General features: G+C 42.4%; 15 protein-coding genes and 1 other annotated feature. Of the genes, 11 read left to right on the forward strand and 4 right to left on the reverse strand.

Annotation, left to right across the window (positions count from 1 at the left end; genetic code table 11):
• Position 1: 1 nt before the first annotated feature.
• Together PUT07_RS32010 and PUT07_RS32015 are read left to right on the forward strand one after the other, a co-directional pair.
• Positions 2-877, forward strand: a complete 876-nt coding sequence (locus tag PUT07_RS32010) for a carbohydrate ABC transporter permease (RefSeq protein WP_274472850.1) — start codon at positions 2-4, stop codon at positions 875-877.
• Positions 878-902: 25 nt separating this feature from the next.
• The gene (locus PUT07_RS32015) at positions 903-1,727 is read left to right on the forward strand and encodes a carbohydrate ABC transporter permease (RefSeq protein WP_274472851.1); all 825 of its coding nucleotides are present in this window, start codon (positions 903-905) and stop codon (positions 1,725-1,727) included.
• A 101-nt stretch (positions 1,728-1,828) separates the two neighbouring features.
• Here the strand turns inward: PUT07_RS32015 and clpP are convergent, their stop codons facing one another.
• Genes clpP through PUT07_RS32030 form a run of 3 tightly spaced genes read right to left on the reverse strand, consistent with a single transcriptional unit; the run spans position 1,829 to position 3,371 of the window.
• Positions 1,829-2,410: an ATP-dependent Clp endopeptidase proteolytic subunit ClpP gene (gene clpP / locus PUT07_RS32020; protein ID WP_274472852.1), complete on the reverse strand. Its 582-nt coding sequence runs from the start codon at positions 2,408-2,410 to the stop codon at positions 1,829-1,831.
• 36 nt (positions 2,411-2,446) lie between these two features.
• On the reverse strand, positions 2,447-2,767 hold the full coding sequence (locus PUT07_RS32025; protein ID WP_274472853.1) for a hypothetical protein: 321 nt from the start codon (positions 2,765-2,767) through the stop codon (positions 2,447-2,449).
• Positions 2,768-2,780: 13 nt separating this feature from the next.
• On the reverse strand, positions 2,781-3,371 hold the full coding sequence (locus PUT07_RS32030) for an ArsR/SmtB family transcription factor (protein ID WP_274472854.1): 591 nt from the start codon (positions 3,369-3,371) through the stop codon (positions 2,781-2,783).
• Between the two features lie 494 nt (positions 3,372-3,865).
• Here PUT07_RS32030 and PUT07_RS32035 point away from each other — a divergent pair, with 494 nt between their 5' ends.
• The 9 genes from PUT07_RS32035 (at position 3,866) to yicI (ending at position 15,837) form a co-directional block, all read left to right on the forward strand.
• Positions 3,866-5,509 (forward strand): S9 family peptidase, encoded by a 1,644-nt coding sequence (locus PUT07_RS32035; protein WP_274472855.1) that lies wholly within the window; start codon positions 3,866-3,868, stop codon positions 5,507-5,509.
• A 54-nt stretch (positions 5,510-5,563) separates the two neighbouring features.
• Complete coding sequence (locus PUT07_RS32040) at positions 5,564-5,842, forward strand: hypothetical protein (protein ID WP_274472856.1); 279 nt, start codon at positions 5,564-5,566, stop codon at positions 5,840-5,842.
• 215 nt (positions 5,843-6,057) lie between these two features.
• Positions 6,058-6,316, forward strand: a binding site (T-box leader).
• Positions 6,317-6,422: 106 nt separating this feature from the next.
• Positions 6,423-6,881 (forward strand): DUF5662 family protein, encoded by a 459-nt coding sequence (locus PUT07_RS32045; protein ID WP_274472857.1) that lies wholly within the window; start codon positions 6,423-6,425, stop codon positions 6,879-6,881.
• Positions 6,882-8,157: 1,276 nt separating this feature from the next.
• On the forward strand, positions 8,158-9,192 hold the full coding sequence (locus PUT07_RS32050) for a LacI family DNA-binding transcriptional regulator (protein WP_274472858.1): 1,035 nt from the start codon (positions 8,158-8,160) through the stop codon (positions 9,190-9,192).
• Positions 9,193-9,374: 182 nt separating this feature from the next.
• The gene (locus PUT07_RS32055) at positions 9,375-10,649 is read left to right on the forward strand and encodes an ABC transporter substrate-binding protein (protein ID WP_274472859.1); all 1,275 of its coding nucleotides are present in this window, start codon (positions 9,375-9,377) and stop codon (positions 10,647-10,649) included.
• Positions 10,650-10,720: 71 nt separating this feature from the next.
• Positions 10,721-11,623 carry a carbohydrate ABC transporter permease gene (locus tag PUT07_RS32060; protein WP_274472860.1) on the forward strand — a complete coding sequence of 301 codons (903 nt, stop codon included), beginning with the start codon at positions 10,721-10,723 and terminating at the stop codon, positions 11,621-11,623.
• Positions 11,623-12,456 carry a carbohydrate ABC transporter permease gene (locus PUT07_RS32065; protein ID WP_274472861.1) on the forward strand — a complete coding sequence of 278 codons (834 nt, stop codon included), beginning with the start codon at positions 11,623-11,625 and terminating at the stop codon, positions 12,454-12,456. Before PUT07_RS32060 ends, PUT07_RS32065 begins: the two co-directional genes overlap by 1 nt.
• A 32-nt stretch (positions 12,457-12,488) precedes the next feature.
• Entirely contained in the window at positions 12,489-13,472 is a 984-nt protein-coding gene (locus PUT07_RS32070) for a 2-hydroxyacid dehydrogenase (protein ID WP_274472862.1), read from the forward strand.
• A 34-nt stretch (positions 13,473-13,506) separates the two neighbouring features.
• Complete coding sequence (gene yicI / locus PUT07_RS32075) at positions 13,507-15,837, forward strand: alpha-xylosidase (protein WP_274472863.1); 2,331 nt, start codon at positions 13,507-13,509, stop codon at positions 15,835-15,837.
• Positions 15,838-16,938: 1,101 nt separating this feature from the next.
• On the opposite strand, the gene PUT07_RS32080 is transcribed toward yicI, so the two are convergent.
• Complete coding sequence (locus PUT07_RS32080; protein WP_274472864.1) at positions 16,939-17,286, reverse strand: hypothetical protein; 348 nt, start codon at positions 17,284-17,286, stop codon at positions 16,939-16,941.
• Positions 17,287-17,653: the final 367 nt, after the last annotated feature.

A 17,653-nucleotide genomic window follows, 5' to 3' on the forward strand; every position in this document is an offset into this window, starting at 1 on the left:
CATGAACTGGGCAAAAAAACAACAGAGATTAGGCTACTTGTTCATTTTACCTAATATGTTGGGCGTCATTTTATTCTTTGTGATTCCTGCGATTTTCTCATTGGGCATTATGTTTACGAATTATAAATATACATCCCCGGATATCCAATGGGTGGGACTGGATAACTTTACGAGACTGTTTCAAGATCCTATTTTTTATGTTTCTTTGAAGAAAACGGCACTATTCCTTGCGGCAGTCCCGATTTCCATCGGTTTGGCGTTTGTGGTAGCCCTTGTGCTAAACCGCAGTGTGTATGTCAAAAGCCTGCTTCGGGCTATGTTTTTCATGCCCTACATTACAAGCGGTGTCGCCGTATCGTTCGTCTGGATGCTGTTGTTTCAACCGACGCAAGGACCGATTAACGGCTTTCTTCGCTCTATAGGGATTGAACACCCGCCGGGCTGGATGTCGACAACGACATCTTCCATGTATGCGATAGACATCATATGGGTGTGGTTTTTACTCGGGTACAATATGATCATTTATTTGGCTGCTATTCAAGAAATTCCGCAGGAGCAGATGGAAGCGGCCAAAATTGACGGCGCTAATACGTGGACGACGGTATGGAAAATTATTTTCCCGTTGGTCAGTCCCTCTACGTTCCTGCTGCTGATTACAGGACTTATTACGTCTATGAAAACATTCGGAATGATTGAAGCGGTCACGCAAGGGGGACCCGGCGGCAGCACGACGATTTTATCCCTCTTCATCTATCACAACGCTTTCCGCTATTACGAAATGGGATATGCCTCCGCCATCTCATGGGTGCTGTTCGCCATCATTTTTATTATAACAATGGTTCAGTGGGTCGGTCAGAAGCGCTGGGTTCATTATTAAGTCAATCGACCGGGGTGATACAAATATGGAGATGAAATCAACGAAGATCCTTACAACGATTATTATGCTTTTTCTGGGCTTTTTCATGATCATGCCGTTTCTGTGGATGATCAGCACCTCGTTCAAAACGCCGAACGAAGTGTTTCAATATCCGATCCAGTGGATTCCCGATAAAGTGACATTAGAACACCATATGAAAGTGTGGACAGGCAAGGAAAGTTTCGTTACGTATTACTGGAATTCTTTGAAAATCGCGGTCATTTGCACGATCGGGGCTACATTCTTATCGTCACTGGCTGCCTATGGATTCTCGCGCGTTGAATTCAAAGGAAGAAACGCGTTATTCATGTTCTATCTGTCCATGATGATGGTGCCGCCTCAGGTGTTATTTGTTCCTAAGTTTATTCTGTTTGATAAAGTGGGCATTTATAACACGCATTGGGCTTTGATTTTACCTGGATTGTTCACGATATTCGGCGTATTTCTGATGAGACAGTTTTTCATGTCGATTCCTCATGAGATTACGGAGTCCGCATTCGTGGACGGGGCGGGGCACTTCCGCATTTTCTTTCAGCTGATGCTGCCTCTGGCCAAACCGGCGCTCGCGACGCTGGCCATTATCGATTTCTCCTGGCATTGGAACGATTACGAGAACGCGCTCGTTTTCCTGTTAGATCGCGATCTGTACACGGTGCCGCTAGGGATGCAAAACTTCATTCTGGAATTCAATATCGATTATAACGGGATGATGGCTGCGACGTCTGCAGGTATTGTTCCTATGCTGCTTGTATTCTTGATCGGACAGAAATATATTATTCAAGGCATAACAGGTTCTGCGGTAAAAGGTTAATGCCGTTCCGGGACGGACATTGTACATCCGCATAGCACAAAGGGCTGACCCAGGTAGATGTGTCTACTTCGGATCAGCCCTTCGTGTTTAATAGAAGGATGTTAAATTTTCTCGATAACCTTATCGATCAAGCCATAAGCTTTGGCCGCTTCGGCATCCAAATAGTAGTCGCGGTCCGAATCGAGTTCGATTTTCTCAATCGGCTGTTTCGATGTATCCGCTAGAATGCGGTTCAAGGTTTGGCGCGTCTTGAGAATGTGCTGGGCGCGAATATGGATGTCGCTGGCCTGCCCTTGGGCGCCGCCCCACGGTTGGTGGATCATGACTTCGGCATTGGGCAGCGCGAACCGTTTGCCCGGTGCTCCGGCGGTTAACAGAATGGCGCCCATCGATGCCGCCATGCCGACGCAGATTGTAGACACGTCAGGTTTAATGAAGTTCATCGTATCGTAAATGGCCAATCCCGCAGAAGTGGAGCCGCCAGGCGAGTTGATGTACAGTGAAATGTCCTTCTCCGGATCCTCGGCGGAAAGGAACAGCAGCTGCGCAATGATGGCATTGGCTACCTGGTCGTTCACTTCGGTTCCAAGGAACACGATTCTGTCTTTGAGCAAGCGGGAATAGATATCGTAAGAACGCTCGCCGCGCGAGGTTTGTTCAACAACCATAGGTATGAAACTCATAGGAATCATCCTTTCTGTCAGTAAGATAGTTTTCTATTAAGCAGCGGCCATTCCTTGTACCGTGTTGCGGTGTGCAGGCAGTTGCTGGCCAAATCCGGACGAGATGACGATGAGACGAACGGGCTCCTCACCATGCAGGGAAGGGATTTCGCGAACGGTGAAGGTAGCTTCAGACTCTGGTACGCCTTGGCGGCGCTTAGCGTCGAAGGGGATGACATGGGTGTTCGCGCTGTTCGCTTGCTTCGGGCGTCGTGCAGACCGTTCCCATGTAATCACAGGCGTCGGCGGCGCCACAAGGGCTGTGGGGGCTTCCTCTTTGGGCGGTACATTCGTTTCTTGTTCACGTTGATTGCTCATCGCAGTGGCCTCCTCATTCTTTCGGTTTGGGATACACGGCTACTAGTACATGGTAGGGCTCATGTTCTTCTTCACCCGCAGGGGCGGAATAACGCTCTACAAGCTGCTGCACCATGGCGGCATATTCCTCGACGAACGCTTGCCGCTGCTGCTCATTGGGTAAATGAACCTGCAGTTGAAGCGTTGCGCTGGGAATGGTTGCCCCGACATCGGACTGCTCCATCAGCAGCATGGCGTCTCTCCGAATTCGCTCCGAAGTAGTGACGAGATGGGCTAGCGAGCTTTGATCCTTCAGCTTCTGCACCGTTTCGGGCTTCATGCTGAGCGAGTCTGCCAGCACGAAGGTCTTGGCGATGGATCGGTAGAGCACCTCCACGAGATTGCGGACTTGGCGAGTGCCGACTCGCCGAACGAGTCCGGCTTTCTCCAGCGCCTTCAAATGGTAATTGATACGCTGGGCCGTCTCTCCCAATGTCCGAGCGACCTCAGCGGCGGATCCCGGTTCGAGAAGCTGTGCGATAATTTCGCCGCGAATCGGGTTCAGCAGGACCGTGGCCTGTTCCGGGGACTCGATGTAATAGCTGTCTTGAATATCGTTTAGCATGGAGAGGTTGCCTCCAGTACAATGAATATGTTACGTAAAAACATTTTATTACGTGGGGAATGGAAAGTCAATGGGCGCTGTTGTCGGGTTGGTGACGCGATTGTTGTTGGATGACAAATTGGTTTTGAAATGACAAATAAAGTTTTGAAATTACAAATGAAGTTTTGAAAAGACAAACAAAGTTTTGAAATAAAAAAGCGTTCACTCATTAACTCTGGGTGAACGTTTTTTTGCTGAGTTAAAGCGTATGATTAACAACAATTTAGTTACAATGGAGCATTAAGCTAACGGGCAGGTTACTTCCAATGTAATTGAAAGATTAAATCGACCTATTGTAAGAGGGGAATATTGGCAATATCATTGGATGTGGGAGGTTTAATTGAATAAAGTTTTCCAAATGCTTTCTCGAAACATACAGTATATATAACCTTATGTAGTACTCATCCCTGCTTAAGCGCAAGCTGTAATAAAATGTGGAAGTGGAGGACAACTAGATGGATAATCAAAAGCTAATCGAGGAGATTAACAAACTTCATTATCATGGGTTTTTGGAGATTGCAGTATCACCTGATGACAAAGATATCTTGGTTGTCTTCGGGAGTTCGGATGTTCCGGAACCTAAATATGCTTTCGACGAATATAACAGATCTATTTGGAAGTATTCTTTGGAAAGCAAGGATTTTATTCAAATGACATTACCGGAGGAAGATTCGTCAAAAGTGACTTGGTCTCCTCATGGTCAGAAATTCGCATATACTTCTTTAAACTTCGGGCAAAAAGAACTCTGTTTAATGGACAGGGATGGGTCCGGCAAACAAATACTAACTCAATCAAAATTCAGTGGCAGGGATCCCTTTAACGGAACAACATTAATCTGGTCTCCAAACTCTCAATATCTAGCTTATGTAGTAATGCCTTTTGGCAGTAAATATGGATTAGTAAAAAAATTCAAAGAATATTATCAGAATCCCAGTGAGATTTATATGTATATGGGCAGTGATGATCTTAATAAAAAAATTCGTAGTGAATTATCAGTCTTTGAATCTGAATTACATATCATAGATGTTAACACGCTTGAGAACAAGAAAGTTTTTTCAATAAAAGAGAAGATGATAAAAATTGAGCATTGGTCACCTGAAGGGAATCAATTAATCTTTTCAATTGGGGACGAGCTTAAAAGCTTAGATTTGGACAATAGTCAATGTACATGCTTATATAAAGGCCGCATCGAGTTGATCCAATTTACTGGCAATGAGATCATAATGGCAAAACGAATAGCAAATGGAATTCAAGTGGGGAATATTGCGAATGGTGAATTTCAAATTGAAAGCGCTATAAATTTTCCTAGTTACAATATTATTCTTCATACATGGTCCAATGATGGAGCGTATTTATTTTTCAGTGCTCAGGAAGGTGTTACAAATGCATTGTATAGGATGGCAAGAACAGATTCTAAAATAAAACAAATTACGCCTATGAATCATATAGTTTGGTCTCCTATGCATCGTGCTGGAGTAAAGAGCTTTCATCATTCCAGTAATCTTGCTTTCCCACTGGGCAATCCAAGCTCCGCTGCAGAATTAGTTATTGCTGACCTCAATGGAAACTTGATTACGACTAGTGAAATTAATCAAAATAATCTTTTTTCTGATTTAAAAGTTGAGATTATACATTACCGTAGTGGTGATGAAGTAATCGAGGGAATCTTAGTTTTCCCGCCAAACATTAATTCAGAAATCAAAAGTTGCCCTATATTAGTATATTTACATGGTGGACCAGCAAATGGTACTGTTACCGCGAATTTGAATGATCTCATTTCAGCGCGAGGTCTAAGCGCCGCATACTACCTTGCATTGCATGGATATGTTATTTTCCTTCCTAATTTTAGAGGGAGCGGTGGCTATGGCGATAGGTTTAAGGAGGAAGCGAGTGGTCTAAACCTCATGCATGCTCCATATGAAGATGTTATTGCAGGTATCGAATATCTTATTAATCAAGGAATTGCGGATCCTGATAAATTAGGAATATATGGATCAAGTTTTGGGGCTATGTTGGCAACATGGATTGTTTCTAAAACTTCAATGTTTAAAGGTGCAGCAGCGGCCGTCGGTGTCTATGATCTTCTTTACGATGATTGATATGCCAATAAGGGGCTATTTACTGATAAATGGGTACAAACAGATATTTATAAATTGAATTCACCGATTGAACAAGTAAATGAGATTGCTACACCAATTTTATTTTTTGAAACAAGAGCTGAGCGATCGTATTACGGGAGTTTGGCCACTCCATTTATGAATGGAATTAGATCCAAGAACATTGAATCTCATTTAGTTTACTATCCAGATGCTTTTCATAATGGTGGATGGAATGATTTGTATAAAAAAGATTATATGACAAGACTAAGACGCTGGTTTGATTACTGTATCCATGGTGTTGAATTACCTCAAAGTTTTTATGAAAATAACTAAGCAAAATAATAAGTAGCGTATTGATGAAGTAATAAAAAAGGTATGATTTGAAAATTGATAATAATTTATTGTTCTTCAACTCTAATGGAGAATGTTGGTTGAATTGAAATACCGCGGCAGCCGGTCATGACGACGGGTGCCTTTTCTACGCTAACGGGCAGGATACTTTCAACGCTTTTGTATTTACAAACACAACGTTTCACTGGTAATATTAAACAAATGCGATGATGTGAAGAGTAAACAAGGCGTACTTTTACAGAGAGCTCCGATAGCTGAAAAGGAGTAAAGGATACCTTGTTGAACCAAGTCACTGAGTATCACATCGGAACCTGAATTGGCTCAGGGGGTGGTGTGACAGGAGCTCCTGTTACAGAGCTAGAGTATAAGCATGTAGTATCATACCGTACTCGATAAGGCTAATCTGATGATGGATTAGTAAACTGGGGTGGCACCACGACGAATCTCGTCCCCAAGACATTGTTCTTGGAGGTGGGATTCTTTTTGTTTTCTCTGAACAGTTAATAAAACATTATTTCTTCAAGCAGAATGAAATTTATCTTGGAGAGGAGAAGTATATGCGATGATGAAAGCTTATTGGAGATATTCCTTATATATCATGAATCACAAAATCAACGTTTTGATTGAATGTTGGAAGGAAGGCTTGTACATTCAGGGAGTTATTCATGATTTTTCGAAATTTTCACCAGCTGAGTTCTTTCCCTATGCAAAGAAATTTTATTCGGGAAGACCTTTAGACTTGGATGAGGAACTGAATTGGAAATATGCTTGGCTTCGTCACCAACGTAAGAATAAGCACCATTGGGAGTATTGGGTTATTAACCCCAACACAAAAGAGGCGTTGCCCATGCCAAAGAAGTATGTAATTGAAATGGTATGTGACTGGCGTTCCTTTTCAAGGAAATGGGGGAAAAAAGTAAAAGAGTCTACTCTAAACCTTACAGATAGCATTATAGTTCATCCGGAAACGAAAAGAGAGCTTGAGCTTATGACATCTCCTCAACAGCCGATAATCCGTTGAGCTAACGGAGAACGTTAGTTCAACAAGTCTTATGATTTGTAATTCTATTTAATTTATCAGAAGTACTTCAAAACTAATTTGTTATTCAAACAATTCACCTTAAAATCCATTTCAAAACTTTATTTGTCATTTTATTCTTCTTGGAAAAGCCAGCAAACCCTTGTGGTTGCTGGCTTTCTCTAGTTCAAAACCAATTTGTCATCCAACAGCTGTCTAGCTTGGCTGCAGGTGGCTTGATGTTGGAGGACAAATTGGTTTTGAAATGACAAACAAAGTTTGAAATAAAAAAGCGTTCACTCATCAACTCTGGGTGAACGCTTTTTTGCTGAGTTAAAGCATATGATTAACAACAATTTAGTTGCAGTGGGGGATTAACGTTAACGGGCAGGTTAACGCAATTAATATACAGATGAACCATTGTTGAAATTACAAATAAAGTAACTGGAAATTACTGACGAATCCTTTATAGTAGTAGTTGAATGATCTTTTCAAATTTCATCATAAGGGCTATTGTATCCTTAATAATCTTTTGGGAGATACTCTAATGAAATCCCAATTATTCAACGGATCAACCCGTAGGAAGAGCATATACAAAAATTAGGATGAGGGCCGGGACTCCGAAGGGGTTCCGGTTTAATCTGTGGCAATAACCTCCCTGTTTTATGGGGCAGCCCATGAAATGAAGGGTAAGGCTATCCTGCTTTCGCATGGAGAATACGGTTATAGAATTTATTGAACCTACTGAAGACCCCGCTAAATGGAAGGAATTCCATGAAAGGTCCGGGGGTTCATCACATCGCATTTAAGGCGAAGAATAGAATGCTTGAAACAGCTGCTGAGAGAATTCGGCTTCCCGCTTATTCAAAATGTCGATAAATATGCTTATGTGGAGAGCACAGACGATTTAGGCGTCATTCTCGAGCTTCTTGATATCGATTAAAAAATCAACGGACAAAAAGAAGGCTGTTAATCATGATGATTAGCAGCCTTCTTTTTGTCCGTTGATCCTAAAAAAGTATCAGAGGCTAATGACGAACTCAGACTTTCCGTATGGCTCCGTTCTCAAGTTATAAGCCGAGAGGATCGCAAGAATCTAGCGGTGGATGCTTGTCAGCACTCATTCAAGCATCGGACACCGACCGCTTAGAAAATGATGTTCGTAAATCATAAATTATTGAAAAAACATCATGGAAGCGTTGACAGGAAATTTCGAACTTGTTATGATGATGAGGTAGCGGAGATGATACAATTTAAGAAGTTAGGCAGAGGATGAAAGATGGATCACAACAGACGGCTAACGGTGAAAGAATTAGCTAAAGAAATCGGTGTTTCGGTTGCTACGCTAGATCGAGTTCTGAACAACCGAGGAAATGTCAAACCCAAAACATATCAACAGGTTATGGACAAAATCAAAGAGCTGAACTACACGCCTAACAAATCAGCTAGTTTTTTGTCTCGCAAGACCGAGTATGCAATGGCCATAGTTTTCCCGGAACTTCCTGAATATTTTTGGAAGCAGGTAGAAAAAGGTGTGCAAATTGCCATAGATGAATTTCGTGACTATGGTTTAAACGTACATATTGTTCGTTCCGAGAAATACGATTTGGACCAGCAAAAGAAAACGCTGCAACAGCTGATCGATTCGAAAAAATTTGATGCAATTGCTTTATCTCCGAATGATCCTCAAGAAATGGCGGATATTATTGATTACGGCGTGGATCAGGGCATTGCGATTTGCACGTTTAACAGTGATTCCCCATTAAGCAAACGACTGTTCTATGTCGGTTGCGATTATCGGATTGCCGGACGTCTTGCTGCGGATATGCTGTGCAAATTTATTGGCGAAAAAACGAAGGTAGGACTCATTATGTCCTATACGAACTTCCAAATGCAGCAAAAAATAACGGGCTTTCGTGAGGTTGTCGCTGAATATGATCATATCGAGCTTCATGGTCCATTAAAAGTGCGGCAGGATGATTACGACTCGCTAGACTCATTTATTGATTATTTTCATCAGGTTGATGGTATTTATGTATCCAGTGCTAGGCTGCACGTGGTAGCGAAGCATCTGGAGGCCGCGAATTTATCAAAGCCTATCGTACTGGTTGGGCATGATATGACAGAGGAAATTTATCACTACATGCAAAAAGGCGTTGTTACGGCAACCATTTGCCAAGATCCTGTAAATCAGGGCTATCTGACGATAAAGTCGATGTTTGATCACTTGGTTACTGGAGAGAAAGTAAATGTGAAAGAAAACATAACGAAGCTGGAATTAGCAACGAAAGAGAATGGCCGTTATTATATTTAATTCGTTTAAAAGAAAATAACGACTTTTTCTTTAACCAAAAATGATGTACGTACATCATTTTGTGAGTTAAGTTTTGGTATCTATTGCAAAGTGGTATGTAGCTGCTTGAACCGTTTACGTATTTTAGTAAAAAGCATGCAGTTATCCAATAATAATTACTTCATTTCAAGGGGGAAATAAGAATGTCTAGAAATGTAAAGGTTGCCATTCTTGCAATGTCTGCGTTGGTTGTCCTGACGACAGCGTGCGCACCAGAAACATCAACCGGAGAGACGACAACATCTTCTGGAACCACAGCTTCGAATGCAGCGGGTTCAGGTGACAAAGTTACTATTCAATGGTGGGATTCAATGACAAGTGAAGCTACACAAGGAGCTCTAAAGAAAACGATTGCAGATTATGAGGCTGCTCATCCGAATGTCAAAATTGAGCGGACATTTATTTCCTTCGCGGATATTAAAAATAAGCTGCTGCTAGGAGCTGCGGGAAATCAGGTTCCTGATATTGTTTGGATTGATAACCCGGATCATCAAGCTTTTGCCGCTGCTGGTATTCTTGCGGATATCACGAAGGAAGTAGGAGAGTGGGGGCAAGCAGATAAGTATTTCTCGGGTCCATGGTCCTCTACAATGTATAAAGGTAAAAACTATGGTGTTCCTGTTGGAAGTAACGATTTAGCGCTCTACTACAACGTAGATATGTTAAAAGCGGCAGGCGTAAATCCGCCGAAAACCTGGGATGAACTTAAGGAAGCCGCTAAAAAGCTAACGAAGCCTAATGTGTATGGTTTTGCGATGACGGCTGTTAAAACGGAAGAAGGCACATTCCAGTTCCTTCCTCTTATGTATCAATCGGGATCTGACATTCCGACTTTTGACAGCGCGGGTACAATTGAAGCAGCACAATTAATGAAGGATATGATTTCTGGCGGTTATATGTCCAAAGAAGTCATTAATCAGAAGCAATCCGATACGGTTGTACAATTCTCTACCGGAAAAGTCGCCATGATGATTAATGGGCCTTGGCAAATACCATTGCTCAGAAAAGAAGGTAAGGTGAACTGGGATGTTGTGGAACTTCCAATTAACAAACAAGGCGGAACTATTCTTGGCGGCGAAAACTGGGCGATCACGGCTGCTTCGAAGCATAAAGATATCTCCTTTGACATTATTAAGTTTGCTAATGAACCAGATCGTCTGAAGGAGTTTACCAAAGCAGCAGGTCGTCTGCCAAGTCGTGAAGACTACTTGATGGATCCATTCTGGCAGGATGATAAGCAAATGAAGGTTTTCGCAGATGCCATGAAAGTAGCCAAGGCTAGAGCTTATGGTCCGAGCTATCCGAAGATTTCCGAAGCGATTCAAAATATGATGCAAGAAGTCATTACAGGTGCCAAAACGCCGGAAGCGGCAGTTAAAGATGCAGGTGTGAAAATAAATCCGCTACTGCAAAAGTAATCACAACATAATAGTGGGAATGCAGTATGTACCGCATTCCCCTTTACTTTTTAGAAATAGGGGGAGATATGATGTCCCAATCAACTAGAGGCGCAAAATGGTTTTCTTCATGGAACAGCTATTTATTTGTTGTGCCCGCACTCGCATTTATGGCTGTATTTGTTGTTTATCCAATCCTCTACAATATTACACTCAGCTTTCAAGACGTGAATGTCTATAACTTGAAGGGAGAGCACCACTTTGTTGGATTGGCCAATTACATCAAGTCGCTTCAAGATCCGGTATTCTATATTTCCTTGAAGAACTCCGTAGTATTCACAGTACTAAGCATTTTTTTCCAATTTGCAATCGGTTTTGGATTGGCTTTGTTTTTCAATATGAAATTTCCGGGACGTAATTTGTTTCGTTCCTTGATGCTGCTTGCCTGGATGCTGCCTGTTGTGATTACTGGAACTGTTTTTCAATGGATGTTTTCCGGCGATTATGGCGTAATCAATTATTTCTTACAGTCGTTAGGTCTTATTAACAGTCCTGTCAACTGGCTCAGCGAGGCTAGCACAGCGCTGCTTGGTACCATTGTAGCGAATATATGGACGGGCATTCCTTTCAACATGATTATTCTATTGTCAGGTTTGCAGACTTTGCCTACGCACTTATACGAAGCTGCGAAATTGGATGGGGCGAATCGATTTTTGCAGTTTAGGCATATTACGCTGCCACTTTTGCGTCCAACTATTCTTGTCTTATTTATGCTAGGCATTATTTATACGTTTAAAGTATTTGATCTTGTATTCATCATGACCGCTGGAGGACCGGTGACGGCCTCGACCGTGCTGCCTATCTATGCTTATCAGCTATCCTTTACAGCGTTTGAGTTCAGTCAAGGCGCATCTGTCTCGATGATCATGTTCTTGATTTTAATCGGGATTGCTATCGTCTACTTGAGAATGTCGAACAAAGAGGAGGTACATTAATGGCTGAATCAAGATGGAGATCGTCTGGTGCTACGCTTATTGCCGTACTAATTATGATTGTGTTCTTATTCCCTGTGTACTGGATGGCCAAGACTTCCGTTACTCCCATAACGGAGCTTTACCACAATCCGCCTCATATCGTTCCTGTGAAGGCTACTTTGGATTCTTATATTAATAATTTCATTCGCAATAAGGATATGATCGGCTATATCGGCAACAGTGTCATTATCGCAGTCGGCACTATGCTGCTTTCTCTCTTGCTGGCTGTACCGGCAGCATACGCGCTTGCGCGGCTTTCTATTAAAGGGAAGGCTGTCATCATGATTTTGTTGTTATCCATTCAAATGCTTCCAGGAATTATGATGGCAATGCCCTTATTTATGATGTTTTCCAAAGTGAACCTGACGGATAATTTCGTTGGTCTCATCTTTGCGGATTTAATTCACGCGCTGCCGTTTGCAATCATAACGCTGCGCCCTTTCTTCTTAAGTCTGCCTGGTGGACTGGAAGAAGCGGCGATGATTGACGGCTGTAACAAGTTCACGTCATTTACCAGAATTATTTTGCCGCTGGTGACGCCTGGTTTATTAACGGTTGCTGTTTTTTGCTTCTTGTTTGGATGGGGGGATTTTATTTTTGCCCTGACACTAACGACAGGCAATTCCGTACGTCCGTTAACGTTGGGCTTGTACCGATTTATCGGCCAGTACGGCACGGAATGGAATAACCTGATGGCTGTTGCTACCTTAGCTGCTCTTCCAATTATCGTCATCTTCATCTCCATGCAAAAATATGTCGTGGGTGGCATGACGGCAGGTTCTATGAAGGACTAGCGTACTGTTTACTATTAAGGGGGAAATACCCGGTGAAGCCAAAAGTCTATCTAGCAAGAAGCTTGCCTGAAGAAGTTGAAGCATATGTAGCAGATTATTGTGAAATTAGAAAATGGGAAGGAACTGAAGCCATTACCTCTGAGCAGCTAGCTCAGGAAGTGAGTGATGCTGAAGGTGTGCTGGTTACCGGAACACCCATAACTGAAGCTGTGCTTCAAGCAGGCCCTAACATACGAGTCATTAGTAATTTATCGGTCGGATATAACAATCTGTCTTTGAATGCCATAAAAGCACGCGGAATTGTGGGAACTCATACGCCATATGTGTTAGATGAAACCGTAGCAGATCTGGCTTTTGCCTTAATCTTGTCTACAGCAAGAAGAGTTGCTGAATTGGATCAATTTGTGAAATCAGGCAAGTGGCAACAGGGGCAGGATGCCGAGCTATTTGGCGTAGATGTCCATCATGCGCGCTTAGGCATTGTTGGCATGGGACGTATCGGAGAAGCGATAGCCCGACGTGCCAAACTGGGTTTTCTTATGGATGTCGTCTACCACAACCGAAATCGCAAATCTGAAACGGAACAATCGCTTGGATTAACGTATTGTACGTTGGAAGAGCTCCTTCAAACATCGGATTTCGTGCTGCTCATGACACCCTTAACGCCTGAAACTAGACATCTCATGGATACTCCTCAATTTGCTTTAATGAAGAAGAATGCTATTTTCATTAATGTTTCACGAGGCGAGACGGTCAATGAACAGGCATTGCTTCAAGCGTTGCAAAATAAACAGATTTACGGTGCGGGGCTGGATGTGTATGAGCAGGAGCCTATTGATGTGAATCATCCATTGTTAAAGCTTCCCAATGTCGTAACTGTTCCGCATATCGGTTCAGCAACAGCGGCTACACGATTGAATATGGCCAAAATCGCTGCACAGAACCTCGTACATGGCTTATTAGGCAGTTCCAATGTGAATATCATTCCTGAATTGCAAGCAGCCTTTAAAAAATAAAAAATATAAAGATACGATAGGTGGAGAAATCGAAATGAAATTTACGGATGGGTATTGGCATATGAGACAAGGGGTAACATTTAACTACCCTGTGGAAATCCGCAATATTCGAACGAAGCCAGATACTCTGACGGTGCTAGCTTCATGTAAGAAAATCGTTACTCGCGGGGATACATTGAATACGGCAATTTTAACTGTGAACTATACTTCCCCAATGGAAGATGTAATCTGCGTTGAATTGATCCATCATAATGGCAAAGAGCATCAAGGTCCCGAATTTAAAAAAAATGTAAGACCTAATCTTCCTGTTAAAGTTGAGAACGGCGAGGAAGTTGCCAGCTTTACAAGCGGCAAGCTCAGTGTGCAAATTCATAAAAATGAAGGCTGGAGCACTCATTTTATGTATGAAGGCAAGCGTTTGACTGGCAGCGGATATAAAAGTCCGGGTCACATCAAGCTGCAGGATCAAAGCACCTATATGAGAGAACAGCTCGATTGCGGTGTGGGCGAATACATCTACGGGCTTGGAGAACGCTTTACACCATTCGTAAAAAATGGGCAAGTTGTGGACCTATGGAATGAAGACGGGGGAACATGCAGCGAGCAAGCTTATAAAAACATTCCATTTTACATTTCTAACTTCGGCTATGGCGTATTCGTCGACCATCCAGAACGAGTTTCCTATGAAGTGGCTTCTGAGCAAGTGTCGAAAGTCCAGTTCAGTGTTCCAGGCGAATCGTTAAAATATTATATCATTGGCGGATCTTCTATGAAGGAAGTGCTGCAGAATTATACGGCATTGACAGGAAAACCGGCATTGCCTCCGGCTTGGTCTTTCGGCTTGTGGCTGACGACTTCCTTTACTACTAGCTACGATGAAGATACGGTGAACAGCTTCATCGACGGCATGTTTGAACGTGAAATTCCGTTACATGTCTTCCACTTTGATTGCTTCTGGATGAAGGAGTTCCAATGGTGCGACTTCCAGTGGGACAAGGATGTATTTCCTGATCCGCAAGGCATGCTGAAGCGGCTTAAAGATAAGGGTCTCAATATTTGCGTATGGATCAATTCCTACATCGCGCAGCAATCCTATCTATTTGATGAAGGCAAGGCGAACGGGTATCTTGTCAAGACGAACAATGGGGATGTCTGGCAGTGGGACAGATGGCAGGGTGGAATGGGGCTTGTCGATTTCACCAATCCGGCAGCTGTTCGGTGGTATAAAGATAAGCTCAAAGAATTGATAGAGATGGGTGTCGATAGCTTTAAAACCGATTTTGGCGAACGTATTCCAACCGATGTCGTCTATTATGACGGCTCTGATCCTGTTAAAATGCATAATTACTATACACATTTATATAATAAAGCTGTATTTGAAGTGCTGGAGGAAACGAAGGGCAAAAACGAAGCGATGCTATTCGCCCGTTCGGCTACAGCCGGCGGTCAGCAATTTCCAGTACATTGGGGCGGAGATTGCTCGGCAAGCTACAACTCCATGGCCGAGACGCTGCGTGGCGGTTTATCATTAGGACTTTCCGGTTTTGGATTCTGGAGCCATGACATTAGTGGCTTCGAGAATACAGCGACTCCTGATATTTACAAACGTTGGACAGCATTCGGACTGTTATCCTCTCATAGTCGTCTGCATGGAAGCCAATCATACCGTGTGCCTTGGTTATTTGATGATGAAGCTTCCGATGTACTTCGCTATTTCACTAAACTGAAGTCCACACTTATGCCGTATTTATTCAGCGCATCTGTAGAAGCCACCCAAACCGGCCTGCCTGTGATGCGTGCCATGGTACTGGAGTTTAACGAAGATGCTGCTTGCGATCAATTAGATCGACAGTATATGCTAGGTGAATCACTGCTGGTTGCCCCGATCTTCAATGATCAAGGGACTGCTCAATATTATTTGCCTCATGGAAGATGGACGAACTATCTGAGTGGAGAGATCGTAGAGGGCGGCCGCTGGATGCGTGAACAGCACAACTATTTCAGCTTGCCGCTTATGGTCAGACCGAACAGCCTGATTGCAATCGGCAATAATGATCTTCGCCCAGACTATGATTATGCTCAAAACGTTGCATTGCATCTATTTGAACTTGAAGACGGCCGCTCGGCATACACTACTGTGTACAGCACGAAGGGAGAGGTCGAACTAAGCGTGAGTGTAGAACGAAGCAGCCGAAATATGACCGTTCATGTGAGCGGCGCTGATAAACCATGGGAAATCATTTTGCGCGGTGTACACGAAGTAGAGTCCGTAGAGGGTGCGACCTGGACTGTTGAAGATTCAGGTATCCGATTAATTCCAGACAAAGATGCTCTTATTCTAAACGTACAGTTGAGTAACTCTTAAAGAAAATTTAATTTACTGCATAAGCAATAACCACTTTGCGAAATTTATCGCGGGTGGTTTTTTTTGATAGCAAGAACTATGTAAGCGTTAGGAGACAGGCATTAAGGAATCGGCTTTTCGAACGAAGCGAAGCGAACGGGAAAAATAAGCTAATCTGTGTAGGCGAGACGTGTTAACGATATTATCTTTGCACAACTTCAAATAAAGATGGACGAGCAAAAAGCAATAAAAATTAATTATTCACCTGTGGATGAGATAAAGGATAAACGAAATGGTCCATGTAGCACAGCTTACATAGCTTCGTGTGCACAATGTCAAAAAATTCGATAATACAGGGGAAGATCTAGAAGATCATAGCTTGATCGACACGAACAGTTTGAACAAAGAGATTCGTTATCTCCAAAAGAGCAAGGTTCTCGTTAAAGTTTCTGTTTAATTTTAATTATGAAATAAAGAAGACACGCACCTCATTGGGACGAGTGTGTTTTTTGATTTCGAAATTAATTTTGCGCCCCGCGGGAATGGGATAAAGTTCTTGTCATCCGACAGATGTCGGATGACAAGAACATGGTTACATTAAAAGTCGCATGTGGTGCGGCTTTTTCTTTTTATGTCCTCAAGTTCTTGTCAAATTTAAATGACAAGAACTTGAGGACATTCCCGAATTTGACAAGAACATTATGACATTCCCGACGGATAGCCGCTATTTGTTCTTGATCACGCAGTGGTTGATCTAACTGGCACGGGAGCTAAATAACAATTGCCCGCTTTTAACGGTAGTGGCATTCAGCTAACGGGCAGTTTAACGTGGAAATACTTTCACTCTCGAGGAAACCTTATGACAGTCTGGGTATTATCAATTTGTTCAAGTTCCAAAGGCGAACGCTCAAATTTAACGGAAGACGGCAAGAGTTTATTGTTTTTCGGAAGAATAATTAAAGAAATGGTATATTAATTAACTTTATTAAAAGTTCACTCCCTATAAACAAAGGGCTCTATTGTATAGTTGAAATTCCCGAACAAAAAAACCTGCACATGGTTGCGCACAGCCATATGCAGGCGAAAGGAATGATCAATAAAACATCAGATAATTCTTATTAACTACCTCCTCTTATCTATTAAATAAGGGATGACAGCTTGAAAATCTGTAGTATTATTCCAGACAGTTATTCTCCATTCGCTAGGAGTTATAGGATAAGACTCTGTTGAGAACACTTCTGAGGTTTTTGGATCAATAGGCCTTTGTGACCAACCACCAGAGACTACTCTTCTTCCTGCTCCAGCATTCATAATGAGTACTGCCATCCCTTTTGGTGGTATCACCACTCTAGTAAATACGAAACGTCGAAAGCCATTCCCAATGGGTTGTGTAATACGTGCATCTTTTGAACTAAATTTGATTTTCCGTTTTACAGTTGCATTTCTATTAATCTTCTTTTTAATTGTCACGATTATAACCTCCTCAAATTCCTTTACTTAGTACACTACTTAATAGATGTAAACTAAAGTAATATTGCGTGTGCTTATAATCTAGTTAATTCGCCGTAAAATAGGGAGTCACAGGCAACGTCCAGGATCAAAAAAATAGACTAAAAATGCAGACAGCAGTACCCTAAATAACTTAGCATCCCCGACTAAGAGGTTGAAATATTATCAGGAATAAGCAAATATCTTCTTCTCCTTTTCAGCTATGGCCCCTATCCGACAACAAAAAGTGTCGAAACGGGCAATTTACTTCAAACGTGCTATCTTTACGTAAGGCTATAGTTAGGAACTCATATAGGTATAAAATGGAAAAGATAGTTCAAAAACAAGG

Source organism: Paenibacillus sp. MAHUQ-63, assembly GCF_028765165.1.
Classification (GTDB): Bacteria; Bacillota; Bacilli; order Paenibacillales; family NBRC-103111; genus Paenibacillus_E.

Coding starts and splice junctions, on each gene's coding strand:
- PUT07_RS32055 (WP_274472859.1), top strand. CDS start 9,375: ATGTCTAGAAATGTAAAGGTTGCCATTCTTGCAATGTCTGCGTTGGTT.
- yicI (WP_274472863.1), top strand. CDS start 13,507: ATGAAATTTACGGATGGGTATTGGCATATGAGACAAGGGGTAACATTT.
- PUT07_RS32030 (WP_274472854.1), bottom strand. CDS start 3,371: ATGCTAAACGATATTCAAGACAGCTATTACATCGAGTCCCCGGAACAG.
- PUT07_RS32060 (WP_274472860.1), top strand. CDS start 10,721: ATGTCCCAATCAACTAGAGGCGCAAAATGGTTTTCTTCATGGAACAGC.
- PUT07_RS32015 (WP_274472851.1), top strand. CDS start 903: ATGGAGATGAAATCAACGAAGATCCTTACAACGATTATTATGCTTTTT.
- PUT07_RS32065 (WP_274472861.1), top strand. CDS start 11,623: ATGGCTGAATCAAGATGGAGATCGTCTGGTGCTACGCTTATTGCCGTA.
- PUT07_RS32010 (WP_274472850.1), top strand. CDS start 2: ATGAACTGGGCAAAAAAACAACAGAGATTAGGCTACTTGTTCATTTTA.
- PUT07_RS32045 (WP_274472857.1), top strand. CDS start 6,423: ATGATGAAAGCTTATTGGAGATATTCCTTATATATCATGAATCACAAA.
- PUT07_RS32025 (WP_274472853.1), bottom strand. CDS start 2,767: ATGAGCAATCAACGTGAACAAGAAACGAATGTACCGCCCAAAGAGGAA.
- clpP (WP_274472852.1), bottom strand. CDS start 2,410: ATGAGTTTCATACCTATGGTTGTTGAACAAACCTCGCGCGGCGAGCGT.
- PUT07_RS32035 (WP_274472855.1), top strand. CDS start 3,866: ATGGATAATCAAAAGCTAATCGAGGAGATTAACAAACTTCATTATCAT.
- PUT07_RS32050 (WP_274472858.1), top strand. CDS start 8,158: ATGGATCACAACAGACGGCTAACGGTGAAAGAATTAGCTAAAGAAATC.